The 19,939-nt window shown below is 70.8% G+C and carries 26 protein-coding genes; 25 read left to right on the top strand and 1 reads right to left on the bottom strand.

What is annotated here, in order from left to right:
• The 22 genes from ABZX40_RS28395 to cutA form a co-directional block, all read left to right on the top strand.
• Nucleotides 1–188, top strand: a 188-nt coding sequence (locus ABZX40_RS28395) for a hypothetical protein (RefSeq protein WP_356162723.1), incomplete at its 5' end; no start/stop codon positions are given.
• The gene (locus ABZX40_RS28390) at nt 160–948 is read left to right on the top strand and encodes an HK97 family phage prohead protease (RefSeq protein ID WP_355736122.1); all 789 of its coding nucleotides are present in this window, start codon (nt 160–162) and stop codon (nt 946–948) included. The genes ABZX40_RS28395 and ABZX40_RS28390, both read left to right, overlap by 29 nt.
• 64 nt (nt 949–1,012) lie before the next feature.
• Nucleotides 1,013–2,281, top strand: a complete 1,269-nt coding sequence (locus tag ABZX40_RS28385; RefSeq protein WP_355736120.1) for a phage major capsid protein — start codon at nt 1,013–1,015, stop codon at nt 2,279–2,281.
• Nucleotides 2,282–2,361: 80 nt separating this feature from the next.
• Nucleotides 2,362–2,769 (top strand): hypothetical protein, encoded by a 408-nt coding sequence (locus tag ABZX40_RS28380; protein WP_355736118.1) that lies wholly within the window; start codon nt 2,362–2,364, stop codon nt 2,767–2,769.
• Nucleotides 2,769–3,347: a hypothetical protein gene (locus tag ABZX40_RS28375; RefSeq protein WP_355736116.1), complete on the top strand. Its 579-nt coding sequence runs from the start codon at nt 2,769–2,771 to the stop codon at nt 3,345–3,347. Before ABZX40_RS28380 ends, ABZX40_RS28375 begins: the two co-directional genes overlap by 1 nt.
• Before the next feature lie 7 nt (nt 3,348–3,354).
• Entirely contained in the window at nt 3,355–4,182 is an 828-nt protein-coding gene (locus ABZX40_RS28370) for a hypothetical protein (protein ID WP_355736114.1), read from the top strand.
• Complete coding sequence (locus ABZX40_RS28365; RefSeq protein WP_355736111.1) at nt 4,179–4,631, top strand: hypothetical protein; 453 nt, start codon at nt 4,179–4,181, stop codon at nt 4,629–4,631. The genes ABZX40_RS28370 and ABZX40_RS28365 overlap by 4 nt, the downstream gene beginning before the upstream one ends.
• A 16-nt stretch (nt 4,632–4,647) precedes the next feature.
• On the top strand, nt 4,648–4,977 hold the full coding sequence (locus ABZX40_RS28360) for a hypothetical protein (RefSeq protein WP_355736109.1): 330 nt from the start codon (nt 4,648–4,650) through the stop codon (nt 4,975–4,977).
• Nucleotides 4,978–4,985: 8 nt separating this feature from the next.
• Entirely contained in the window at nt 4,986–5,144 is a 159-nt protein-coding gene (locus tag ABZX40_RS28355; protein ID WP_355736106.1) for a hypothetical protein, read from the top strand.
• Nucleotides 5,144–5,626: a hypothetical protein gene (locus ABZX40_RS28350; RefSeq protein ID WP_355736103.1), complete on the top strand. Its 483-nt coding sequence runs from the start codon at nt 5,144–5,146 to the stop codon at nt 5,624–5,626. The genes ABZX40_RS28355 and ABZX40_RS28350 overlap by 1 nt, the downstream gene beginning before the upstream one ends.
• Nucleotides 5,626–6,153, top strand: a complete 528-nt coding sequence (locus ABZX40_RS28345; RefSeq protein ID WP_355736100.1) for a hypothetical protein — start codon at nt 5,626–5,628, stop codon at nt 6,151–6,153. The genes ABZX40_RS28350 and ABZX40_RS28345 overlap by 1 nt, the downstream gene beginning before the upstream one ends.
• A 12-nt stretch (nt 6,154–6,165) precedes the next feature.
• Nucleotides 6,166–6,600 (top strand): hypothetical protein, encoded by a 435-nt coding sequence (locus ABZX40_RS28340; RefSeq protein ID WP_355736098.1) that lies wholly within the window; start codon nt 6,166–6,168, stop codon nt 6,598–6,600.
• A gap of 150 nt (nt 6,601–6,750) precedes the next feature.
• Nucleotides 6,751–9,531: a hypothetical protein gene (locus ABZX40_RS28335; protein ID WP_355736095.1), complete on the top strand. Its 2,781-nt coding sequence runs from the start codon at nt 6,751–6,753 to the stop codon at nt 9,529–9,531.
• Entirely contained in the window at nt 9,532–10,491 is a 960-nt protein-coding gene (locus tag ABZX40_RS28330; protein WP_355736092.1) for a phage tail protein, read from the top strand.
• Between the two features lie 8 nt (nt 10,492–10,499).
• The gene (locus ABZX40_RS28325; protein WP_355736090.1) at nt 10,500–11,675 is read left to right on the top strand and encodes a siphovirus ReqiPepy6 Gp37-like family protein; all 1,176 of its coding nucleotides are present in this window, start codon (nt 10,500–10,502) and stop codon (nt 11,673–11,675) included.
• Between the two features lie 3 nt (nt 11,676–11,678).
• Nucleotides 11,679–12,617 carry a hypothetical protein gene (locus ABZX40_RS28320; RefSeq protein WP_355736087.1) on the top strand — a complete coding sequence of 313 codons (939 nt, stop codon included), beginning with the start codon at nt 11,679–11,681 and terminating at the stop codon, nt 12,615–12,617.
• 1 nt (nt 12,618) lies between these two features.
• Nucleotides 12,619–14,421, top strand: coding sequence for a glycosyl hydrolase family 28-related protein (locus tag ABZX40_RS28315; protein WP_355736084.1), 1,803 nt, complete (start codon nt 12,619–12,621; stop codon nt 14,419–14,421).
• 84 nt (nt 14,422–14,505) lie between these two features.
• On the top strand, nt 14,506–14,751 hold the full coding sequence (locus tag ABZX40_RS28310; RefSeq protein ID WP_355736081.1) for a hypothetical protein: 246 nt from the start codon (nt 14,506–14,508) through the stop codon (nt 14,749–14,751).
• Between the two features lie 74 nt (nt 14,752–14,825).
• Complete coding sequence (locus tag ABZX40_RS28305; RefSeq protein WP_355736079.1) at nt 14,826–15,575, top strand: N-acetylmuramoyl-L-alanine amidase; 750 nt, start codon at nt 14,826–14,828, stop codon at nt 15,573–15,575.
• A 13-nt stretch (nt 15,576–15,588) separates the two neighbouring features.
• The gene (locus ABZX40_RS28300) at nt 15,589–15,816 is read left to right on the top strand and encodes a hypothetical protein (RefSeq protein ID WP_355736077.1); all 228 of its coding nucleotides are present in this window, start codon (nt 15,589–15,591) and stop codon (nt 15,814–15,816) included.
• A gap of 86 nt (nt 15,817–15,902) precedes the next feature.
• Nucleotides 15,903–16,127: a hypothetical protein gene (locus ABZX40_RS28295; RefSeq protein WP_355736074.1), complete on the top strand. Its 225-nt coding sequence runs from the start codon at nt 15,903–15,905 to the stop codon at nt 16,125–16,127.
• Nucleotides 16,128–16,307: 180 nt separating this feature from the next.
• Nucleotides 16,308–16,634 carry a divalent-cation tolerance protein CutA gene (gene cutA / locus ABZX40_RS28290; RefSeq protein WP_355736071.1) on the top strand — a complete coding sequence of 109 codons (327 nt, stop codon included), beginning with the start codon at nt 16,308–16,310 and terminating at the stop codon, nt 16,632–16,634.
• Here cutA and ABZX40_RS28285 read toward each other — a convergent pair whose 3' ends face one another.
• Nucleotides 16,635–17,897, bottom strand: a complete 1,263-nt coding sequence (locus tag ABZX40_RS28285; RefSeq protein WP_355736069.1) for an XRE family transcriptional regulator — start codon at nt 17,895–17,897, stop codon at nt 16,635–16,637.
• 269 nt (nt 17,898–18,166) lie between these two features.
• On the opposite strand from ABZX40_RS28285, the gene ABZX40_RS28280 reads away from it, so the two are divergent.
• From ABZX40_RS28280 to ABZX40_RS28270, 3 genes are read left to right on the top strand one after another with little or no spacing between them, the layout of a single operon-like run.
• Nucleotides 18,167–18,583: a hypothetical protein gene (locus tag ABZX40_RS28280; protein WP_355736066.1), complete on the top strand. Its 417-nt coding sequence runs from the start codon at nt 18,167–18,169 to the stop codon at nt 18,581–18,583.
• Nucleotides 18,583–19,209: a DUF6415 family natural product biosynthesis protein gene (locus ABZX40_RS28275; protein ID WP_355736063.1), complete on the top strand. Its 627-nt coding sequence runs from the start codon at nt 18,583–18,585 to the stop codon at nt 19,207–19,209. Before ABZX40_RS28280 ends, ABZX40_RS28275 begins: the two co-directional genes overlap by 1 nt.
• Complete coding sequence (locus ABZX40_RS28270) at nt 19,206–19,676, top strand: hypothetical protein (protein WP_355736060.1); 471 nt, start codon at nt 19,206–19,208, stop codon at nt 19,674–19,676. Before ABZX40_RS28275 ends, ABZX40_RS28270 begins: the two co-directional genes overlap by 4 nt.
• The last annotated feature ends 263 nt before the right edge of the window (nt 19,677–19,939 follow it).

Raw genomic sequence — 19,939 nt, 5'->3', positions numbered from 1 at the left:
CGGCGCGGGGGCCCCCCCGCGGCCGGGAGACGGTCCAGCTCCTGGCGGGCGGCGAGCAGCTGCCCGCCGCGGTCCGCGCCGCCGCGCTGCTGGCCGAGGCACAGCGGCTGCTCACCACCGCGGACCCATCCGCCACCGAGCCCGAGGAGGGCGACGACGATGACGACTCTGACGAGGACGACGGCTGAGGAGCGCCGCCGCCTGCCGCTGTCCACCGCGGGGCTCGCGATCCGCGCGGACGGCGGCGACGGCGGCGGTGAGCGGTTCGGCGGCTACGCAAGCGTCTTCAACTCCAGGACCAGCATCGGGAACCCGCTGCGCTGGGGCTTCTACGAAGAGGTCGCCCCCGGCGCGTTCACCAAGACCATCGGCGAGGGCGACGCGCGGATGCTGATCGACCACGACAGCTACTACGTCGTGTCCCGCGTCTCGGCCGCCACCCTCGCCCTGGCCGAGGACGCCCGAGGCCTGGCCGTCGACTCCGCCCTCGACCCCGCCCTGTCCTACGTGAACGACCTCAAGGCCAACGTCAGGAACAAGAACATCACCGGGATGTCGTTCGGGTTCCAGGTGATCAAGGACGACTGGCAGCTGATCGACGTCGAGACGAAGGACGGTGACAGCGTGCAGGCCGAGCTGCGGACCCTGCGCGAGGTCCGCCTGTTCGAGGTGTCGGCGGTGACGTTCCCCGCGTACGAGGACACCGAAGCCGGTGTGCGCGCTGTCGCTGCCGCCCTCGTACGCCGCGGCGACAGAGCCGCGATCGAGCAGCGCGGGCAGTACCGGCCCGAACTGCTCGACCTGCTCGGCACGATCGACCGCGAGCCGGGTGAGTCCACTCGCGGAACCGGCACCGACGGCGAGCCGGCCGGCGCCACTCGCCTGTCACGTACCTCGGCCGACCTCCGGATGCAGGCCCTGGCCGCGCGCTACCGGCTGGCCCGCTGACCCACCCGCCCCCGCCGCCCCGGCCCTGCACGGCTGGGCGTCCGGCATGCCCCGAAGGAGCACCATGACCACGGAGACCCTGGCCCGGCGTCAGCGCCTGGTCGACGAGCAGAACACGGTCTGGCAGCGCATGCAGGCCATCATGACCACCGCCGAGACCGAGGACCGGGAACTGACCGCGGAGGAGCGGCAGAACTGGGACCAGGCCGAGACCCGGCTGACCGAGGTGTCCGGCGACCTGGAGCGGCTGGAGCGCATGGCGCAGCTCTCGTCCGTCGACCGGTCCCAGATCGTCACCACCTCGGACCGCGGTGACGACGACGATGCGGACCACGCCCGCTACGCGGAGGCGTTCGGCCTGTACCTGCGCTACGGCATGGAGGGCCTGGACGGCGAGCAGCGGCAGATGCTCCAGGGCGGGTTCAACCAGATGTCCCAGCAGGACCGCCGCGACCGGCGCGCGATGGGCACCAGCCCGGACAGCACCGGCGGCTACCTCGTCCCGGACACGTTCCGCAACACGATGACCGAGACGATGAAGGCGTTCGGCGGTCTGCTGTCGATCTGCCAGGTCATCACGACCGCGGACGGCGGGGACCTGTGGTGGCCGACCAACGACGACACCAACAACGAGGGCGCGCTGCTCTCCGAGAACGCCCAGGTTCCCGAGACGGACATGAGCGTGGGGCGCCGTGAGCTGGGCGCCTACGTCTTCACGTCGAAGCTGGTCAAGATGTCGTGGAAACTGATGCGCGACAGCGCGTTCGACGTCGAGTCCTGGCTGCCCCGGAAGCTGGGCGAGCGCATCGGCCGCGCGGCGGCCGGATACCTGGTCACCGGCAGCGGAGTGAAGCAGCCCGAGGGCATCACCACCCAGGTCCGCACCGGGAAGACCGGCGCGGGCGGTCAGACGACCTCCGTCATCTATGACGACTTGGTCGACCTGGAGCACAGCGTGGACCCCGCGTACCGGGGGCCGCAGTGCCGGTGGCTGATGAACGACGCCACGCTGAAGGTGCTGCGCAAGCTGAAGGACGCCGATGGCCGCCCGCTGTGGGTGCCGGTCCCGGCGCCCGGGTTCACCGCCACCCTCAACGGCTACGGCTACACCATCGACAACAAGATGCCCGTCCCGGCCGCCTCCGCCAAGTCGATCGTCTTCGGCGACTTCACCGCCGGATACGTCGTCCGCCAAGTTCAGGGCGTCACCGCGATCCGCCTCAACGAGCGGTACGCCGACTACCTCCAGTCCGGGTTCTTCGGCTACGCCGAGGTCGACGGCATGGTCGATGACGGGTCCGCGATCGCCGCGTACGAGCACGCCGCCGCCTGACCCGCCCCCCTGTCCGCCGGGGGCCGCAGCCTGCGGTCCCCGGCCCCCGCCCGCCCAACCCCTGCTTGAAGGGATCCGCGATGCCCCCCAACCCGTACGAGAACCTGCTCACCCGGCAGAGCCTGACCCCGGCCGCGCGGACCGCGTCGGCGGACGGCAGCGCCGTCGACCGCGCCGCCGGCGGGGCCCGCTTCCAGGACGCTGTGGTCGTCGTGACCACCGGCACCATCACCGACGGCACCCACACCATCGTCGTGGCCGAGTCGTCCGACGGCACCACCTTCACGGCCGTGGCCGATGCAGACCTCCAGGGCCCCGAGCCCGCGATCGTCGCTGCCGACGACAACAAGGTCTTCGAGATCGGCTACCGCGGCGGTGCGCGCTGGCTGCGCGTCTCCGTCACCGTGGCCGGTGCCACCACCGGCGGCGTGTACGGGGCGGCCGTCGTGCTGGCCAACCCCCGCCGCGCGGCTGTGAGCCACAGCTGATGGCCTCCCGCATCCGCATCCTCCAGGCGATCAGCGGCCCGGATTTCTCCTGGGCGCCCGGCGACCTGGTCACCCTGCCCGACGACGAGGCCGCCGTGTGGGCGGACGGCGAGCGGGCCGCACCCGCCGACGGCACCGAAACCCCAGCCGCGGTGCCCGGCCCGTCCGCGGCCACGCCGACGCACGCGCTGCCGGTCGTGACCGGCGAGGACGGCGAGGTCCTGGACGTCGTCGCCGCGAGCATCGAACCCACCAGCCCGCCCGAGGGACAGGACCCCGCCGGCGGCTGGGTGCGCTGGTCGGTCACCGTCCGCGTGCCCGTACCAGAGCCCGGCCCGGACCTGTTCGACCCGGCCGGGCAGTCCGTGAAAGACGTTCTCGCCTACCTCGACGGTGTGGGCGAGCAGGAGGCGATACGCGTGCTGACGGCCGAGGAGAACGCCGAGACACCCCGCAAGGGCATCACCGGGCAGCGGGGCTCGATCCTGGAGCGGGCCCGCTCCAACGACGAGGCCGGCGCCGAGCGGGCCGCGCGACTGTCGAGCGGCGGCGGCAGCGACACCATCGAGACCCGCTGAGCACGCCGTGCCGTACGACCTCGGCACCACCGCGCGCCTGACCGCCCAGTGCCGGGACCCCGGCGGCACGCCCGTCACCGCGACCACCGCGGTGGTGACCGTGACCCTGCCCAACGACACCACCGCCACCCCGGCCGCCACCGAGACGGACTCGCCCGGCAGCTACCAGGCCGACTACATCACCACGGTGGCCGGGCGGCACACCGTGCGCTGGGCGTTCACCGGCCCTGTCCACGCCTACACCGACGTCCTCGACGTGCGGCCCGAACAGCTCCCGGCGATCCTCTCCCTCACGGACGCCAAGGATCACCTCAATCTCAAGCAGACCGACACGAGCCAGGACGAGGAGGTCCGGTTCTGGAACGTGGCGACGGTCCGCGCGGTGGAGCACTTCACCGGCCCGGTCGTCGTACGCACGGTGACCGAGGACCACGCCGTCGGCCCGGTGGAAGCCCTCGCCCTGCGGCGTACCCCGGTGCTGGAGGTCCTGGCCGTCGACCCGCTCCTCGACGGCGGCACCGCCTACGACCCCGACCGGCTCACTCTCGACGGCCCGGCCGGGATCGTCACCCGCAAGGACGGCGGCCTCATCCACGGCCCCGTCCGCTGCCGCTACCGCGCCGGACGTCCGGTCATCACGGAGAACATCAGCGGCGCCGCGCGGATCATCCTTCAGCACCTGTGGCGCACCCAGCGACCGACCCGCGGCGGCGGCCTGCCCGGTGCCACCGACGACTACAGCGTCACCGAGCCGATCCCCGGCCTCGGCTACGCCATCCCCAACCGGGCCGTGCAGCTGCTCGGCCCGGACGACCAGGGACCAGGACAGGCATGAACTCCCGCGTACCCGAAGTGATCGAGGCCCTGGCCGCGCTCGCCCGCACAGACCCCGAACTCATGGACGTCGAGGTGGCGGACGGCCCCGAGGTGACCGAGTCAGCCGCCCTGGAATGGCTGATCGTCGGATTCGACGGCGACCCGTCCGGTGATTTCGAGGCGGCACAGTCCGTCACCGAGGCCGCCGGGCTCAGCACATCCAGGGAAGAACAGTTCCAGATCACCGTGGCCGCCGTCGCCAACCGCGGCGACACGGACATCGTGGCCGCCCGCGCCCGCGCGTACGAGATTGGGGGGCGCGTCGTGGCCTGGCTGCGGGAGACGCCGAGCCTCGGCCTGGACGGGCTGGAGGCCGGTATCGGAGCGACCCGGCTGGTGCAGGACCAGACCGAGCAGGGCGCGCAGGCACGGGTGCTGCTGACCGTGGCCGGCCGCGGATTCATCTAGACGGAGGAGAACCCACATGGCTGCACTGACCGCCACGGTGATGCCCCTGACCGGCGCCGCCGTGACCTACACCGCCGCCGCCGGGGGCGGGGACACCTCGCCCACCGGCGCCGGGGTACTACTGCTCGTCAAGAACGGCGACGCCAGTTCGCACACCGTGACCCTGGCGACGCCAGGCACGGTGCAGGGGCTGGCGATCGCCGACCGGGCGGTCACCGTGGCGGCGGGCGCCGAGGTCGGGATCCCCGTCACGAACGACTACCGCAACCCGTCCACCGGCAGGGCGAACATCACGTACGACGGCGTCACGTCCGTCACCGTCGCGGTGATCCGGGTGCCGGTCTGATGGCGCGCGTGACGATGACCCACCCCGGTCTGCCGGACCAGCCGATCGAGGTGGACGAGGCCGCCGTGCCGCACCACCAGGCGGCGGGCTGGCAGATCGCCGAGGACCCCCCGACCACGAGGAAGCCCGCGGCGAGGAGTCGCCGGCAGACAGGAGATGAGAGCTGATGGCCACGCCGATCACCGCGAGCCGCCGCTACTACCGGCGCGGCACCACCAAGGTCCTGTGGGTGCCGGCCATCGCCAGCATCTCGGCCCCGACGCGCCCCGAGATCAACGCAGGCACGGCGCTGGAGGGCGAGGCCGGGGCGATGGCCGGATGGCAGACAACGTCCGCCACCGTGCCCACGGCCGCCCTCGGCAGCCGCTTCACACCGACGGTGCCGGGCGAGATCACCGCCTCCGAGTCGTCGCTCACGTTCTGGGCGAGCCGGGACGGCGACGACGTGCGCACGCTCCTGTCACGCGAGGAGGAGGGGTTCATCGTCTGGATGGACGAGGGCGACGTCCCGGGCCAGACCATGGACGTCTACCCGGTGCAGGTCACCTCGCAGGCCAAGGTCCGCGAGTTGGACAGCGCGGCGCAGATCATGTGCCAGTTCGCGATCACGTCCGAGCCTTCCGAGAACGTCACCATCCCCGCAGCCTGATGCCCAGCTCCGTACAGATCACGGGTACCGGCGAGTTGGTGATGCTGTCCCGCCGTCTGCGCGCGGCGGGCGGCCCGCGGCTTCGGCAGAACCTGTCCCGCCGCATCAGACGGGCCGCCGAGCCGCTCAAGTCCGATCTGCAGCGGGCCATCCGGACACAGCCGCTGGTATCCGAGGGGCGCAAGCGCAACCGGCAGGGCACCATCCCGCGCGGTGGTCCCTCGCCCACCAGACGGCCCCTGCGCGCCACACTGGCGGGTGGCGTGAAGATCAGCGTCCGGCAGGGCACCAGCCCTGGCGCCCGTGTGTGGATGGACCGTGCGGCCCTGCCCCCGGACATCCGGTCCATGCCCTGGGTCATCAACGACGGCAGGGTGCGCCATCCGGTGTTCGGCAACCGGAGCCGATGGGCCACCCAGTGGGCGCGGCCCACGGGCTGGTGGACGCGCACCGTGCAGGCCGGGACCCCGCACATGCGGGCCGAGGTCGAGCGGATCCTCGGCGACGTGCGCCGGGACCTGGAGTAGAAGGAGCAGCACATGATCATTTCCCTGCGGCAGGACGACGGCACAACCGAGCGGGTGTCGACCGGGGACCTGTCCGCCCTGGAGGCAGCCGCCATCGAGGGCGTCGTGGGAGTGCCCTGGCGGGTGGTGGAGGACCGGCTGCGGGCGCAGGACGTCACAGCCATGCGGGCGGTGCTGTGGGTGGTCCGCCGCCGCGACGACCCGGCGCTGGAGTTCGCGACCTTCGACATTCCCGGCTGGCGGCACCGGCTGCGCGCCCGCATCGAGCGCGACGAGATTGACGAGATGCTCACCAACGTGATGCGGGAGGCCCTCGCCAAGAGCGAGGACTCCACCATCGACGCGCTCCAGCCGCACCTGCGGAAGCTGGCCGACAACCCGGCAGACGTCGAGTCCGCCCTAGACGACCTGGGAAAAGGCCACTTGGTTCGCCGCCGGACGGAGTAGCCGGCCTGATCTCCGAGTACCGGTGGTTGCTGGCGCACTACCTCCATATCCGCCCGTGGGAGCTCGGCCGCCTTTCGGCCGCCGAGCTGGAGTCCGCAGTGATCTGGATCGCCCGCCACTCCGCAAACTGAACTGAGGGGGTGAACCCGGGTGGCCGAAAGCCTCACCTTCACCCTCTCCGGCAGGGACGAACTCTCACGAGTCCTGAACGGCACGGCGGACAGCGCCGACCATCTACGGCTGCGGATGGCCGGCCTGACCACAGACGCCGACGGCAGGCTCCGCGATCTCCAGGGCCAGTACGTGTCCGTGGCCGACGCACAGCGCCGCCTCGCCGGGGAGGCCGACAGCACGGCCGCCCGGGTCCGCGGCCTGTCCGACGCGACAGGCAAGCTGGGCGAGTCCCTGCGCGCCAACCTCATCAGCCTCGCCCCGGCCGCCATCCCGGCCGCGGCCGGGATCGCCAGCAGCGCCACCGCCCTGGCCGGAGCGTTCGGCGCGGTCGCCGTCGCCGCCGGGGTGTACGCCCTCGCCCTCGGCCCACAGGTCGCTGCGATCGGCGAAGCCCTGGCGGCGCAGGAGAAGTACGAGGCTGCGGTCGAGGAGTCCGGCGCCGGATCGGCCGCAGCCGTCAAGGCACAGGCGCAGTACCAGCGGCAGATGGAGAAGCTGCCCCCCGCCACCCGCGAGGCCGCGGTCGCCGTGGGCCTGCTCAAAGACAACTACGCCGAGTGGTCAGACTCCCTCAGCGGCGACGTGATGGGCCCGTTCACCAAAGGCGTCGCCGTCACCAACGCGCTGCTTCCTGAAACGACGGGCCTGGTCAAGGGAGCATCGGGCCAGTTCGACCGGCTGATCACGCTGGTGGGCGGAGCGATCTCGACGCCGGGGTTCGACGCGATGAACGACCGCTTCACCTCGTTCTCGGAGCGGACAATGCGCCGTGGTGTGGACGAGCTGACGCAGTTCCTCGCCAAACTCGATGCCGGGGAGTACGACGACAGCGGGCTGTCCCGGTGGATGGACTACGCGCAGGAGCAGGGCCCTCTGGTCTGGGACACTCTGGAGAACGTGGGCGACGCCTTGCTGTCCGTCCTGGAGGCGGGATCCGGGGTCGGGGTCGGCATGCTCCAGGTGATCAACGCGCTGTCGGCGGTGGTCTCCGCCGTTCCGCCCGAGGCCCTAGCCGTGCTCCTGCAACTGGCCATCGCCATCAAGGCAGTGAAGCTGGCCGCTGCCGGCGGCGCCGCGATCAGCGCGGGCATCGCCGTCATCGGCACGCAGGTCGCCGCGATGCGCGCGGCCGCCACCGGAACACCCGGCGTCCTCGCCGGGATGGCCGCCGCTATCGGCACCCTGTCCCGCACCGCCAAACTGGCCGTCGCTGGAACGGGCATCGGCCTGCTGCTGATCGCGATGACAGAGCTATCGCAGATGGGCGAGCCCGCAGCCCTGGACGTCGACAAGCTCACCACGTCGCTCGGTGAGCTGGGCCGCACGGGCAAGGCCACCGGCTACATCGCCTCTCAGTTCGGTGACGACTTCGGGAAGCTGCGTGAGCAGATCCAGAAGGTGGTCGACCCCAGCATGGTCGAGTCCGTCAACAACTGGGGCGCGGACATCACCGGCGGACTGCTCGACGCCGGAGACGCCACCGAGGAATTCCTGAAGAGCGTCGATGGCATTGACGACGGACTTGCGAACCTGGTCAGCGGCGGCAAGGCAGAACTCGCCGCAGCAGCGCTCAACGCGATGATCGAGGGCATGAGCCCCGAGCAGGTAGCGGAGTTCACCGGCGCACTCGACAACTACAAAGACGCCCTGGCCGGGCAAGAGCTGGAGCAGCGGCTCGCCGCCGAGAGCATGGGCCTGTTCGGTGAGCAGGCCCAGGAGGTGCAGGCGAAGCTCGACGCCCAGAAGACATCCGCGGACGGCCTGCGGGAGAGCATCGTCGCGCTGAACGAGGTCAACCGGAACGCGCTCGATGCGCAGTCCGCGTTCGAGGCCGCGCTCGACCAGGCGGCCGAGACCGCAGGCGAACTCGGCGCAGTATGGGCGGCGACCGGCGGCAGCCTCGACCTGACCACGGAGAAGGGCCGCGAGGCATACGGGGCGCTGTCCGACCTGGCCGCGAAAACCAACGAGGCGACCACGGCCGCGCGAGAGTCCGGGACGTCCTGGTCCGAGGTGTCCGCAACCTTCCAGCGCGGGCGTGAGCAGCTCATCGCGAGCGCCCAGCAGATGGGCATGACCCGAGAGGCTGCTGCCGCCCTGGCCGACCAGATCCTCGACACCCCCGACAAGACCGCCTACCTCCGGGGCGACCTGGCGGATCTGAAGGACAAGCTGGCGGACGCCAAGGAGAGGCTGGCCAGGGCACCGTCTTCGAAGACGGCTTCGATCAAGGGCGAGATCGAGGACCTGAAGCGGAAGGTGGACGAGGCGCAGCGGCGGCTGGACGGGATGCGCGACCGCACGCTCACCATCCATGTGGCGACCAACATGCAGAAGCGGCTGGCGGACGCGGGGCTGCTGGCCCAGGGCGGTCCCGTCCGCCGTGCCCAGGGCGGTCCCATCCCGGGTTACGACGGCGGTGGACTCCTCAGCGGCCCGGGTACGCCCACGTCGGACAGCATCCTGTTGTGGGGGTCGGACGGCGAGTACATGATCCGGGCCGCAGCCGTCGACCACTACGGCGAGGACCTGTTCCGGGCTCTCAACGCCAAGACGGTGGCGCTGCCGAAGACCCCGGCAAAACCGGGTCTGCCCGCCCGCTCGATGCCGGCGGAGAGCCGGACGACGTCCGCCGCCGCCGACCGGGCGCCGGTGACGTACAACATCTACCCCCGCTCCAGCGTGATCGATGAAGCGGACCTGCGGCTGATCCAGCGGCAGGAGGAAGCGCGCCAGCGTGTGGGGAGGCCAAGGTAGATGCCCCTGATCACAGCCCCGGTCATCGTCCCGGAGGAGCCGGGGACCCCGCCGGTCGAGATCCCCGAGGTCGGATACGCCTCGGTGACGTACATCGACCCGGTCGGCGGGCGGTGGCCGATGACGGACCTGTCCGCCGGGTCGCAGTGGTACACCCTCGCCGACGGCGTCAGCGGGATGGGGGCCGCACCGTACGAGCTGGTGAGCGATCCGCATCCGCGTGGTGGTGCGCGGCTGCGGCACGTCCAGCCGCAGCCGCGCACCATCGTGTGGCCGGTCCTCGTCAAGGGCCTGGATCACACCGCGTTCACGGCGAACTGGCGGGCTCTCGGCAGGGCGTTCACGCGGACGCTGCGGCAGGGGCCGGGCATGCTGGAGGTCGCCCGCCCGGACGGCACCGGCCGCCGCATCCGGGTGTTCTACATGGACGGCTGGGACGGCCGTGGGCAGGCAGCCACCGGCATCACCTGGGACAGCGCGGTCCTCACCCTGTGGTGTGAAGATCCGTACTGGGAGGACGTCGAGCCGGTCACGGTCCACCGCGAGCAGGGCACGGGCGTGGACTTCCTGGTGCCGTACCCGTCGGTGTCCTCCAGCCAGGTTCTCGGTGCCACCGCGGTGGCCAACGGCGGCGACGTCGATGTCTGGCCGACGTGGCGGATCACCGGCCCGGCATCGGCCATCACCTTCACGCGCGGGGACACCGGCGCCAGTTTCACGCTGGACATGGCGGCGACCGTGCACGGTGAGCTGCTCGCCGGTGAGACCGTCACGATCAGCACCGACCCCCCGCGAGTGCGCTCGGACACGGGCGAGAACCTGACTCCCGGCCTGAACTGGCCGGCGGCCGTTCTGTGGTCCCTGCCGCCAGGTGAGACTCCCGTGTCGTTCCTGCTCGCCGACGCCGGACCGGGCAGCGCCGTCGACCTCGCGTTCTACCCCCGCTACGAGACGGCATAGGGGGTGCGGTGGCGATCGAACTCCTGGTCACTGACAGGAACCTGAACGTCCTTGGCGACCCGATCAGCGGCTGGTCCAAACTGACGTCCGACCTCAATTTCATCGCCCCGGACGCCGCGGCGATCACAGTTCCTGCCTATCCGGACCACATGGCGCTCTTCCAGCCCGGCAACCGTCTGGTCCTCATCCGGGACGGTGCGATCTGGTGTGGGGGTCCGCTGGAGGAGCCGCAGAACTACACCTGGGATCTCGGCAGCAACGCCGGGCCCGGCACGGTTACGGTCCGCTTCACCGACGATCTCGGGCGGATCGCGGGATACCTCACCTACCCGGAGCCGTCGAAGTCGTTCGCGGCCCAGACCGAGACCAGCGATCTTGAGCGGGTGTTCTCCGGCACCGCATCGGGGGATGTCATCCGGCAGCTGGTGTACGAGAACTGCGGGCCCGGCGCCCTGGCAGCCCGCAGGATTGAGCGCCTGGTGCTCGATGGCGTGACCGGCCTCGGCACTTCCCGGACGCTGAAGACGAGGTTCGATCCGCTGCTCGACGCGTGCCGGACCATGGCGGCCTCGGACGGTCTCGGGTTCCGGACCTGGCAGGACGGCGACCAGATCAAGTTCGGGGTGTACGAGCCCGCCGACCGCACCAGCACCGCGCGGTTCTCCGCCGGGCTCGGGAACCTGCGCAGCGTGTCCTTCACGCTCGGCGCGCCGACCGCGACGTCCGAGCTGGTGATCGGCGGCGATGACCCGGCGCAGGAGACGACCCCACCCGACCCGCCCAACGAGCGCGTGTACGTGGAGGTCGCCTCGGGGGCGGCGGCCGACTGGTACCGGGTGGAGAAGCTGGTGGAGGAGTCGGGCAAGGACGACGCCGCCGGTGAGCTGACCCAGGCGGGACGGCTGGAACTGGTGGACGACAACCCCCAGGCATCGCTTGCGACCGTGACCGTGGACACCCCGGACCTGCGGGCCGGGCGGGACTTCGGGCTGGGCGACCTGGTCACGGTCGTGCTGCCGTCCGGGCTGGAGATCGCCGACATCGTGCAGACCATCAGGCTGGAGGCCACCCCGGACGGGGGCGAGGTCGTGACCACCATCGTCGGCAGCGACGACAAAACCACCAACAGCGCGACGGTCCGCACGCTCCGTGAGCTGACACGCCGCCTGAGCAGACGGAGGTAGCGCGTGGCACAGGACTCCTGGCCCAACGCCGGCCACAACGACAGATCGGTCACCGACAGCGAGTACGAGGTGATGGCCGCCCGCTTCTCCGACGACGGCGTCTACGGCGACCCCGGAGACCCGGCCGTGGCCACCGCGGGGGTGGGCCTCACCGTGAACATCCGGGCAGGGGTGCAGGGCAGTCTGCGGGGGCACGGCTGGGAGTCGGGCACCACCACCGTGCCCCTGGCCGTGGACGCCAACACGTCCGGGCAAACACGCGTGGACTGGGCGGTCCTGCGCCTGGACCGCTCGGACTGGACCGTGCGTGCCGCGATCCGCAAGGGAACACCGGGGGCCGGAGCGCCGGCGCTGGTGCAGTCCGAGGGCGACACCGGCGCGTACGAGATCCCTCTCGCCCGGGTGACGCTGCTGTCCGGGGCCGGATCGGTGACGGTCGCCCGGGCGGAACTGTACGCGGGAACCCGGGTCAGGCCCTGTACCTCGGCCACCCGCAACCCCGCCGCCCGCCCGGGTGAGATCGCGTTCGAGACGGACACCCGCCGGCTGATCCTGTGGAACGGGTCCGGATGGCAGCGGGTGTCCGACGACTCCGGGGTCATCGTGGTCGACTCGCCGCTGTCCGCGTGGGACTCCACCGTGCAGTCTGTACTCCAGCTCCGCAACAGCGCGGTTCACCTGCGCCTCGGCTCCTTCGAGCGTACGGCCTGGACGCTGCCGAACACCGACGAGTCGAGGCTGCCGGTGCTGATCCCGGCCGCATACCGGCACCCGTCCCGGGACCAGTACGTCATCGCGTACATCTCCGGCGCCCAGATCGGTCGGGGCATCCTCTACTCCGCCGCCAGCGACCGACCCGGTCAGCTCTGGCTCACGAACAAACCCGAGATCGCGCGCGGGGAATCTGTCCTGCCGGTCTCTGGAATCAGCTGGGTGGTGTGACGTGGCACGGTACGAGTTCGGCCGGGGGATCGCGGACTACGCGGTGGCACCGTCCGATGGGCTGTGGGGTGTCGCCGTCGGGGTCACCGTGACGTTCTGGGACTCCGTGACCGAGGGCACCCAGATCACCGACCTGCGCGACGTCGCTGATGCCCCGATCACCCAGGTCGTCACCGGCGAGCAGGGACAGGTCCCGCGCTTCTTCGGCCCGGACGGGGTAACGGGGATGTGGGCCGAGGCGGGCGGTGGGCAGCGCGTATGGATCTCGGCGCACAACGCGAACGCCGGCGGCGGGCCCACGGGTTCGGTCCGCGACTGGCTGAACGTGAGGGACTTCGGAGCGGCCGGGGACAACGTCACCGACGACACCGCGGCGATCCAGGCCGCGCTGGCGGCGTGCCCGATGGGCGGGATCGTCTATCTGCCGGTGGGTGCCTACCGCACCAGCGCCCCGCTCACGATCCCGCCAGCCGTCACCCTCCAGGGCACCCACACCAACCTGATGGCCGTCGTCGGCCTGGTCGACCCGCCGTGCTACATCAGGCCGCTGGCAGCGTTCACCGGCAACGCGGTCATCGAGTTCCTCGACCAGGATGAGGGCGGCTACTCCACGATCTCCGCCGAGCACCGCATCCTCAACGTGATGATCGACGGCCAGGATCTGGAGGACCCGGGCATCGACGGGATCAGGGCCGCGGGCAACATCCAGAACGTGGGCCTGCGGGACGTCACGATCCGCCGGGTCACCGGCGCCGGTGTCCACACCGAACTGAACGCGGGGTTCTTCCCGTACTCCTGGCGGCTGCACCGGGTGATGGTCGACAACACGGGGTGGCACGGCTTCGCCGTGGAGGTGATGACCGACATCACCTTGATCGACTGCCAGGCCATCGGCTGTGGCGCGTCCGGCTTCGAGATCGCCAACGCGGCGAACAGCCAGGCGATCGGGTGTCGTGCCGAGTGGAACGTCGGCTCCGGATTCCACCTGACCGGAAACTGGGCGACCGGGACCGGCTCCGGCGGGATGCTCCTGGGCGACTGCTCGACGGACCGCAACGGCGCCAACGGCGTCCTTGTCGACGCGACCGGGAACCCACCGATCCAGATCGACAACCTGCACACCCGCCGCGACGGCCGCAACAACGGCACGGGCGGAGGCGGATACGCCGGGCTCAAGGTCGACGGGGCCGGGGTGCCGGTGATCGTGGGCATGGTCACCTGCTACCCCGGCGTGGACGACAACGGGACCCAGACGAACAGCCCGCAGTACGGGGTGCGGGTCGAGGACAGCGCGTACGTCTCCGTCGACTCGGGGTTCCTGCACGCCGCGACGGCGGGCTGGTCGGACGGCGGCGGCAACACCGTGTTCCGACGGGGGCTGAACATCGGCGAGCGCACCGGCAGCACGTCCGCGCCGGTCGACGCGTTCGCCGCGCCGCTCGACGTCGGCGGCAACCTCACCGTCGGCGGCTACGCCGCGCTCGCCTCCGGGCAGTCGGCCGGCCAGTGGAACATCTGGGCAGGCGCCGCCAACGCGCTCAACCTCGGCGGGGCAGGCGGTGGCATCGCGATCACCGAGGGCACCAACGCCCGCATGGGCGTGGCGGCCCTGACCGCGGGCGCGGTGACGGTGGCGAACACGTCGGTCACCGCGACGACCAGGGTGGCCACGTTCCGCCAGGCGGCGGGCGGCACCCTGGGCCACCTGTCTGCCACCAAGGCCGCGGGCACCTCGTTCACGATCACATCGAGCAGCAACACGGACACCTCCGTCGTCGCCTGGCTACTCCTCGAACCCGCCTAGCCCGTACGTCGACCGCGCCCCGAGCCACCGGCCGGGGCGTTCGTCTTTCCCCCTCACCACCATCCCCCGAAGGAAGAGGAAACCATGCCTGACCTGCGCTCTCTCGTCAGCTTCAACGACGGCACCGTCCCCCTGTACGAAGTCCGCGTGAACGACGGGGGCCACGACGGCGGGACGACCTCGGAGATCCAGATCGGCGGATTCCCGGGCTCGCTGACCACTGCGAACCTGGACGCCGCTGTCACCGCTCTCACCGTCGCCCTTGAGGCCGTGCCGGGGTTCACCGTCGTCAGCGTGAACCGGATCACCGCGGTCAAGACCGCGCTGTAGCCCGCCCCCTGAGCCCCGCGTCACCGGCAGAAACGCCCGGTGGCCGGGGCTCTCCTCATGCCCTGGAGGGTCTGATGGCCACACCCCTGCCCGCCGACAAGTTCGTCAAGGCCCTCCGCGACGAGGGACTCAAGGTCGTGGAGGTCGGCGACTGGCGTACTCACAACCGCAACAGCAAGGGCCCGTGGGGGCCGGTGCATGGCGTGATGATCCATCACACCGTCACCAAGGGCAGCGCGAACACGGTCCGCATCTGCCGCGACGGCTACGCCTCCCTGCCCGGCCCCCTCTGCCACGGCGTCATCACCAAGGACGGCACCGTCCACCTCGTCGGCCACGGCCGCACCAACCACGCCGGGAAGGGCGACGACGACGTCCTCAAGGCCGTCACCGCCGAGAAGACGCTGCCCGCGGACAACGAGGCGAACACCGACGGCAACACCCACTTCTACGGCTTCGAGTGCGAGAACCTCGGCGACGGCAAGGACCCCTGGCCCGCCGCCCAGCTCGACGCCATCGCCAAGGCGGCGGCAGCGTTGTGCCGGGCGCACGGCTGGTCGGAGCGGTCGGTGATCGGGCATCTGGAGTGGCAGCCCGGGAAGATCGACCCCAAGGGCTTCACCATGGCCAGCATGCGCGAGCGGGTCGCCGCCCGCTTCAAGCCCTCCACCACCTACACCGTCCGCGCGGGCGACACCCTCTGGGGCATCGCCGCCTCACGGCTGGACGACGGCGACCGCTGGCGCGAGATCGCTGGACTCAACGACCTCAAGAACCCGGACGACCTGAGCGTGGGCCAGAAACTCAAGCTCCCCAAGAAGTAGTAGAGGAGTGATCATGCAGGAATCGACCAAGCGCACGATCCGGACCGTCCTTCAGGCCGGGCTCGGGCTCGCTGCGGTGCTGCCCGCGATCGTGGCCGCGTCCGGGGTGCCGGAGGCGCTGCCCTGGGTGGCGGGCGGCCTGGCGGTGGCGGCCGGGCTCACCCGGGTGATGGCGGTGCCCGGCGTCCAGTCCCTGCTGCCCGGCTGGCTGCGGACCGACGACACGGCGAGCCGGGAGTGAGCACGCCGCCGGCGGACCAGGGGGTCTACATCCCGGCGGCGCAGATGTATGGGGAGCTGAGGTCGCTGAGTGATGGTGTGACCCGGGTGGAGACCAAGCTCGACACCATCGGCCAGGGGATGAGTGATCTGGGCAGGCACGTCGCTGATCACGAGTCCCGGCTCCGCGCGCTGGAGGCGGCACCGAAGACGACAGAGCTTGAACCGCGCGTCACTGCCCTGGAGGGCCGCAGCTTCCCTCTGCCCTCGATCGGTGCACTCACCGGGATCGGCGCACTGGTCGTCGCCGTCATCGCCCTGCTTCTCCGCTGAGACATCACGCCCCCTTGCACAGCTCCCTGCGGGCTGTGCAAGGGGGCGTTTCGGCATGTCCGGGGGTGTAGCAAACGCGGTAATCAAATCACCGGGATTCCTACACCCGGGGCGCTGGTGTACCGAAGTGCCTTCACGCTGTCGAGAGACGCATGACCGGTCGATCGCTAGGCTCCCGACATGACTGATTTCGTGCAGGTGTCAACGGCTACGGAGACCCGTGAGCAGGCGGTCAAGCTGGCTGAATCGATCGTGAGGGGCCAACTGGCCGCCGGGGCACAGATCATCGGCCCCGTGATCTCCGCGTTCTGGCACGACGGCGACTTCGGCACGGGGGAGGAGTGGCAGCTCCTGCTGAAGACCCAGCAGAGCCGGTACGCCGAGTTGGAAGCGCACCTGCTGGCACATCACCCGTGGGAGAACCCTGAGATCGTGGCCGTGCGGATCGTGGCGGGGTCTGAGTCCTGTCTACGGTGGATCACCACCCACACGCAAGCGGACGCGTAGTCAGACGGTTCGCGCCTGGTCCAGGACCCCTGCGACCGCGGGCAGGGACTGGTGCTGGCCGAGCCTGCGCACGACAGGGGCCAGTCGTGCGTGTGGCCGCACAGAGGCCACACCGGCGCAGAGTTCGAGTGCACGGCCAGTCACCACGGCAGCCTGCTCGACCTCGCCAGCGGTCAGATAGGAGTCGGCGAGCCAGGACAGGTAAAGGCTCTTGTCCCGCGCGTGCGCGTCGTCGTACCGGGCGAGCGCAGCCTCCAGGACCGGTACCGCCCGCAGAGGCCGGCGCAGTTCGGTCCAGCAGCGGCCCGTCATGATCTGTAGCTCGGTCTCATCCACCCATGCCGCCCAGTCCGGCTGCGGTGTCCCGTCGGCCTGGCTGAGCGCGTACGCCGCGGTCTGGAGCGCGCGCTCCGTGTCGGCGGCGAGACCCGCGACGGCGTAGGCCCACGCCAGTCGCTCGTACAGCAGCGCGCGGACTCCCGGCGCCGCTTCAGGGCCCGCAGTCGCGCATGCCTGCGCGGCAATGTCTATCGCGGCTTGCTGATCGCCATTGAGTGCCTGGTACGCGAGGAAGGCGAGCGCGTTGCCGGCGAGCTCGGCATCTCCGGCTTCGACAGCCGCCTTGTGGCTGACCTCGTACAAGCCGGTCGCATCGTGGTGTCGTCCAGCGTCGAATGCTGCCCAGCCTGCCTGTTGGGCCTGCTCGGCGAGCACGCCCAGGAGCCCCCTCCCGGTCTCCTCGGTGTACGTCGAGTCCCGCAACAGGCCCTTGGTGGATTCGTACTCGCCGAGGTAGACCCGGTAGGTGTCTCCTCCGCCCAGAACGTCATCGAGACGGCGTAGCCTCGCTGCCCGTGCTCGGAGTCGCGCCGGGATGTCAGTGCCGATCCGTCTGCCCGTTCGGGGCCGGGCGAGTTCATGCAGGCCGGCAGCGAGTCCCGCGCCGGTGGTGCTCTGGACAAACCTTCTGCGCCGCACGTCGTCTCCGTCGTCATCAGCAGATGCGCCATATGCGGGATGCGGTAAGGCCGCCGCCTCCCAGTCGCGTGAGGCAAGACCGAGCAGGTGACCGGGAATCCTCAGAGCGTCAGCAATTCGCGCAATCTTTTCGAACGTTGTCACGGTCCCCTGCCCTCGCGCCAACAGGCCGACACGCTCGGGTTTCATATCGCACTCAGCCGCGATCTTCGAATAGCTGATGCCTGCCGCACGGGCAAGGCGGAACACCGTTCCGAAGTCGTGTGCCTGGATCGCGGACTGCATCTCGGCACCATCAAGGAGTGCACGGGGCAGGGCCGTTGGGGGTTCGTAGCCAGTCATCAGAGGCCCCGAATTGTCTGGTAGGTCGCTGCTCGGCAGGAGCCTACCCATGATGGGGATACCTACGGACGGGAAGCGGGGGACCAGGCCCGCCGGAAGTCTGGGGCACTCATCAGACCCCGGCAACCGCCATCACGGTCCCGGGGCATGGCCGACCACGAAGGAGTCGACATGCCGCACGGTACAGCGAGGTCACCCGAAGGGGCGACCTCATGACGAGTACCCGACAGGTCTGCGGTGTTCCGGGCCGCATGCCGGTGGACCTGGTGGCGCTGATGCTCGCGCATATCGAGGACAGCAGTGATCTCCGGGTGTCGGTGCGGGTGGATCTGCGCTGCTCCCTGGAGGAGCACGACACCGGCCCCCACCACGATCTGACGTGGGAGCTGGACACGCCCAGCGTCGGCGAGGTGTGGGCGGAGTGGACCGACGAGACGGCCGAGAGGGTCGTCGTGCGGCCCGACTGCTACACGAGCAACGGCGGGGTGGGCGGCGCCGATGAGGTGTGCACTCTGTTCGCCGGGCATCCGGGCTGCCACACCTTCGAGTACGTCGACCCCCAGTGCCCCTCTCACGTGTATCCGGACCTGTGGATGAGCGCCGAGCGCGAGGACGGGGCGCGGCCCTGATGACCACAGTCCACGACATCCCGGCCGAGGTGCTCGGCCTCCTCGCCCTCCCGGCGTTGGGCACGCTCACCGACGCGCAGGCGCGCGGCGAGGTGTGCGTGTGGGACCCGGCAGAGGCCCGGCTGTCCACCGAGACGGCGGTCGACCTCGGCGAGCGCACCAACGACAGTGGCCGCCACTGGTTCCCCCGCGCCTGCCGACGCCATGCCGAACAGCACGCCCGCCAGGAGCGGCGTCCCACCGGAACTCCTGGCGAGCACGCAGCCGGTCCGCTGGACATCGCTACGATGCGTGAGGCCGTGCAGCGTCTCCTCGGCCCGGCGGCCGAGCCGCCCGGCGAGCACGACATCGACACCCTCACCCTCCAACTGCGCGGCCACATCATGCTCGTCATCCCCGAGATCGAGCGCCTGGCCGCCCCCCTCCCTCCGGAGGACATCCCGCGTGCGTGCGCCATCGAGGGCGTGGCCGAGGCCCGCAGACGGCTGGACGCGCAGCCCCGCAGCACCGCGCTGCCCGCGGGGATCGCCCACGCGCAACGCCTCGCCCGGTCCGTCCGCGCCCTCTGCGACCACTACGAGACCCTGACCGCCACCCCACCACCGCCCGGCGAGGCGGCGCCATGACCACGGAATCCATCCCCGGCCCCGAACTGGGGCAGCTGACCGACGAGATGCCCGCGCCGGGCACGCTGACCGCGCCCCAGCGGCAGGGCGAAGCGTGCGTGTGGTGCGCGGTAGGCGCCGACGTCGGGGACGGCTTGAGGCCGCTCGCGTTCGCCGGTGAGCAACCGCCCTCGGCCTGCCGCCGGTGCTGGACCATCCGCCTGCGGTCGCTGCGGACCTACGCCGCCTGGCGAGAGCACGCGGACACGTGCTGGTTCTGCGCCTCCAGCCGCTGCGCAGCCGCCCGGCCGCTGGCCGCCGCCCACACGGCGGCCCGCGCGGAGGTGACCGGGGACCCGGAGTACTGCGCCCGCTGCCGCGGCACACTGCTCGTCACCCACGACAACGTCGTGCCCTTCATCCGCGAGGGACTCAGCGGCCTCTACCGGGCCTACGCCCACACGGTCTGCCCGCCCGCGTACCTATGACCACCTCCCGCCCCCTGGGTCGGCGGGGGCGGGGGGTGACCACCGCACTCCGCGCCGGGACGCACTCACAGCGGGGGCGGTCCCCAGCTAGCACCAAGCAAGGTATCTCGCGCTGTCAGTGCATGCTCACCGTCAGCGAACATTGCACACCCGCGAGAGACCCTGGCATATTCACTTTCCCCGCTCCTTCGTAGCTCTTTCACACCCGCACTCCGATGCATCCGGGCCCGCATGACTGGCCCCCTCTAGGGTCCGGACAGGCG

The sequence above is a fragment of the Streptomyces sp. NPDC004610 genome (genome assembly GCF_040609715.1).
Lineage (GTDB): Bacteria > Actinomycetota > Actinomycetes > Streptomycetales > Streptomycetaceae > Streptomyces.
This window is presented reverse-complemented; position numbering and strand designations above follow the sequence as displayed.